The organism is Avibacterium endocarditidis (genome assembly GCF_002921145.1).
Lineage (GTDB): Bacteria > Pseudomonadota > Gammaproteobacteria > Enterobacterales > Pasteurellaceae > Avibacterium > Avibacterium endocarditidis.
In genome coordinates, this window is record NZ_PQVI01000027.1 from 1 (window position 1) to 4213 (window position 4213).

The following is a 4213-nucleotide window of genomic DNA, read 5'->3' on the forward strand; positions in this document are numbered from 1 at the left end:
AAAACCACCGCACTTGAAGAATTAGCCGCAGTGAGTGAGTTTATCCATTTTGCTTGTACTTCTGAAGATATTAACAACCTTTCCCACGCCTTAATGTTGAAAATGGCGCGCGAAGAAGTGATTTTGCCTGAATGGCAGAAATTGATTGCTGAAATTGAGCGCCTCGCTCACGAATACAAAGCGATCCCATTGCTTTCGCGCACCCACGGACAGCCGGCTTCTCCGTCCACCGTTGGGAAAGAAATGGCGAATGTGGTATATCGCTTGAAACGTCAGTTAAAACAACTACAAGAGATTGAAATTCTTGGCAAAATCAACGGTGCTGTAGGAAACTACAATGCCCATTTATCCGCCTATCCTGATGTAGATTGGCATCAATTTAGCGAAGAATTTGTTACTTCGCTCGGCATTAAATGGAACCCTTACACTACGCAAATTGAGCCGCACGATTACATTGCCGAATTGTTTGATAACGTTGCGCGTTTCAACACCATTATTATTGATTTTGACCGTGATCTTTGGGGCTACATCGCATTAAATCACTTCAAACAACGCACCATCGCGGGCGAAATTGGCTCATCCACAATGCCGCACAAAGTGAACCCGATTGACTTTGAAAATTCAGAGGGAAATCTCGGCATTGCGAATGCGGTAATGGGGCATTTAGGGGCGAAATTGCCAATTTCTCGCTGGCAGCGTGATTTAACGGATTCCACCGTGTTGCGTAATCTGGGCGTGGGCTTGGGCTATTGTCTAATCGCCTATGCCGCCACCAGAAAAGGCATTAGCAAACTTGAAGTGAATGAACAGCACTTGCGTGATGAACTCAACCAAAACTGGGAAGTGTTGGCTGAGCCAATTCAAACCGTAATGCGCCGTTATGGCATTGAAAAACCTTACGAAAAATTGAAAGAGCTGACACGCGGAAAACGCGTTGATGAGCAAGCAATGCGTGAGTTTATTGAGAAGTTAGACATTCCAGCGCACGAAAAACAGCGCTTACAACAACTCACCCCAGCCACTTATATTGGCGCAGCGGTGGTGTTAGTGGAAAAACTTTAATGGGCTAAAAACAAGTGCGGTGGAAAATCTCTAAATTTTTCACCGCACTTTTGTTTTTGCCCTTATGGCATTTCCTTTCGCAATTCTTTTGCAAGATAAATTTTGCCTATGATACACTTCATTTTTTCATTCTTTTATCTATTGTATTTATGCTATTAGCTCAATCTTCCGCCACTGCGCCTTTCGCAAAATCTGTTCTGGCTTGGTACGATCAATTTGGACGCAAACATTTGCCTTGGCAGCAAAATAAAACCCTTTATGGCGTTTGGCTGTCGGAGGTAATGTTGCAACAAACTCAAGTTGCCACGGTGATTCCTTATTTTGAACGCTTTATGCAACGCTTTCCTACCATCATTGATCTTGCCGATGCACCCCTTGATGAAGTGCTGCATTTGTGGACGGGCTTGGGTTATTACGCGCGGGCAAGAAATTTGCACCAATCGGCACAAATTATTCGCGATCAGTATCAGGGCAATTTCCCCACTGAATTTGAGCAAGTGCAGGCGTTAAAAGGCATTGGGCGAAGCACGGCGGGGGCAATCCTATCCTCTTGCTTAAATGCCCCTTATCCTATTTTAGATGGCAATGTGAAACGCGTGTTATCCCGTTATTTTACGGTTGAAGGCTGGGCGGGCGAGAAAAAAGTGGAAAATCAGCTTTGGCAGTTAAGTGCAGAAGTAACGCCAACACAACGTGTAGCAGATTTTAATCAAGCGATGATGGATATTGGGGCGATGGTGTGTACACGCACAAAGCCGAAATGTGCGCTTTGTCCGTTATCTGCAAAGTGCGGTGCAAATTTGCAACAAAATTGGCAGAATTACCCCGCGAAGAAGCCAAAGAAAACCTTACCCGAACGACAAAGTTATTTCTTGATTTGGCAGCGACAAGGTAAAGTGGCCTTAGAACAGCGTGAAAATGCGGGCTTGTGGGGCGGTTTGTATTGTTTTCCACAATTTGACAGCAAGCTGGATTTACTGGCTTATTTGGCTCGTCAAAACGTGGATTTTTATCAGGAATGGCCAGCTTTTCGCCATACCTTTAGCCATTTTCACTTAATGATTCACCCGATTTATGTGAAACAGGAATATCACGGCGAGGACGCTAATCGCTCAGATTGGAAAAAGGTGAATGAAAATCACGGCAAGTATGAATCTTCTATACAAAGTGCGGTCAAATATTGGTATGATCCGCAAAATCCTGATCAAATTGGGCTGGCAACGCCAGTCAAAAATCTTTTATTACAGTTAGCAAAAGGAAAAGAATAATGGCAAGAACGGTATTTTGTGCCTATTTAAAACAAGAGGCGGACGGGCTAGATTTTCAACTTTATCCAGGCGAATTAGGCAAACGTATTTTTGATAATATCAGCAAACAGGCTTGGGGCGAGTGGATGAAAAAACAACAATGCTCGTTAATGAGAAAAATTAATATGATGAATGCCGAACATCGCCAATTATTAGAGCAAGAAATGGTGAATTTCTTATTTGAAGGTAAAGATGTTCATATTGAAGGCTATGTGTTCCGCCAGCGGAAAAAGAATGATGAAGAAATATGTTGTTGCTTTGATTATTCCTTTTTTGTTTGCTTGTAGTGGCTCAAGCCATAAAGGAATAAATTATGATGAAGCCTTTGCGAAAGATACGCAGGGGTTAGATATTTTGACGGGGCAATTTTCCCATAATATCGATCAAATTTGGGGCGTGAATGAGCTGTTGGTGGCAAGCCGTAAAGACTATGTGAAATACACCGATAGTTATTACACTCGTAGCCACGTGAGCTTTGATGAAGGGGTTATCACGGTTGAAACACAGCAAGATTTGAACCGCCTGCACAATGCTATCGTGCATACGTTATTAATGGGCTCAGATGCGAAAGGCATTGATTTATTTGCCTCTGGCGATGTGCCGATAAGTTCTCGCCCTTTCTTAGTGGGGCAAGTGGTGGATAATGCGGGGCAGCAAATTACCAACGAGTTTATCGCGGGCAATTTTGCCGATTATCTGGTGCAAAATAAATTGCAAACACGCCGCTTGAGTAACGGCAGAATGGTGCAGTTTGTGGTGATCCCAATGATTGCTAACCACGTTGCCGTGCGTGCGCAAAAATACCTACCAATGGTGCGCCGCGCCGCTAGACGCTACAACCTTGATGAAAGTTTGATTTTAGGCATTATGCAAACGGAATCCAGCTTCAACCCTTATGCGATTAGCTATGCTAATGCCATTGGCTTAATGCAAGTGGTACCGCATACGGCAGGGCGAGATGTGTTCCAAATGAAAGGACGTGGTGGTCAGCCGTCAAAAAGCTATTTGTTTGATCCTGAAAAAAATATTGATGCAGGCGCATCGTATTTATGGCTATTACAAAATAAATATTTAGATGGTATTACTAACCCAACGTCTAAGCGTTTTGCGATGATTTCTGCGTATAACAGTGGGGCTGGTGCGGTGTTGCGTGTGTTCCACGAAGATAAAGATATGGCGATTGAACAAATCAACCGCTTATATCCTGAGCAAGTGTACCGAATTTTGACCACGGCACACCCATCTTCACAAGCGAGAAATTATTTAATTAAGGTGGATAAGGCACAAAAAAGTTATCGGGTTAGACGATAAAAATTAAAAGTGGTTTTGATTTTTTATGCGATTTTTGCCGTATTTCTATGCGTTTCGCTTGTTAAATATTCAAACAAACAAAAAAACGTAAAAAAGTTAAAATTAATGATTGACTTAACGCGGTAAAAATCGTTTAATACGCACCACTGATGAGTTGCCTCGATAGCTCAGTCGGTAGAGCAGGGGATTGAAAATCCCCGTGTCGGTGGTTCGATTCCGCCTCGAGGCACCACTACTCCTCCTTAGTTCAGTCGGTAGAACGGTGGACTGTTAATCCATATGTCGCTGGTTCAAGTCCAGCAGGAGGAGCCAAATTCCTAAGAGCCGCTAATGAAAATTAGCGGCTTTTTTCATATCTCATTATTATCTCTTTTCTTACTAAAAAATTAACAGAATTTGCACCTTACTTTATTTTTTCACTCTGTGCTTTTCATCATTACATATTTGTGCCAAACTGGAGTTTAAAAGAACGTGTAGCTTAGCAGGATAGAGCAGTCCCCTCCTAAGGGACAGGTCGGCGGTTCGACCCCGCC

General features: G+C 43.1%; 4 protein-coding genes and 2 tRNA genes. All 6 read left to right on the forward strand.

Annotated elements, in window-relative coordinates; all coding sequences use genetic code 11:
* Positions 1-1062, forward strand: a 1062-nt coding sequence (purB, locus tag C3Z13_RS02865; protein ID WP_103854944.1) for an adenylosuccinate lyase, incomplete at its 5' end; no start/stop codon positions are given.
* A 149-nt stretch (positions 1063-1211) separates the two neighbouring features.
* Entirely contained in the window at positions 1212-2330 is a 1119-nt protein-coding gene (gene mutY / locus C3Z13_RS02870) for an A/G-specific adenine glycosylase (protein ID WP_103854946.1), read from the forward strand.
* Positions 2330-2656 (forward strand): oxidative damage protection protein, encoded by a 327-nt coding sequence (locus C3Z13_RS02875; RefSeq protein ID WP_103854945.1) that lies wholly within the window; start codon positions 2330-2332, stop codon positions 2654-2656. The genes mutY and C3Z13_RS02875 overlap by 1 nt, the downstream gene beginning before the upstream one ends.
* Positions 2607-3680: a membrane-bound lytic murein transglycosylase MltC gene (gene mltC / locus C3Z13_RS02880; RefSeq protein ID WP_103854408.1), complete on the forward strand. Its 1074-nt coding sequence runs from the start codon at positions 2607-2609 to the stop codon at positions 3678-3680. Before C3Z13_RS02875 ends, mltC begins: the two co-directional genes overlap by 50 nt.
* A 156-nt stretch (positions 3681-3836) precedes the next feature.
* Positions 3837-3912, forward strand: a tRNA-Phe gene (locus C3Z13_RS02885).
* A 4-nt stretch (positions 3913-3916) separates the two neighbouring features.
* Positions 3917-3992: transfer RNA gene (locus C3Z13_RS02890), tRNA-Asn, on the forward strand.
* Positions 3993-4213: the final 221 nt, after the last annotated feature.

Excerpts from the sequence above, each read along its gene's own strand:
- mutY (WP_103854946.1), top strand. The coding sequence starts at position 1,212 with ATGCTATTAGCTCAATCTTCCGCCACTGCGCCTTTCGCAAAATCTGTT.
- C3Z13_RS02875 (WP_103854945.1), top strand. The coding sequence starts at position 2,330 with ATGGCAAGAACGGTATTTTGTGCCTATTTAAAACAAGAGGCGGACGGG.
- mltC (WP_103854408.1), top strand. The coding sequence starts at position 2,607 with ATGAAGAAATATGTTGTTGCTTTGATTATTCCTTTTTTGTTTGCTTGT.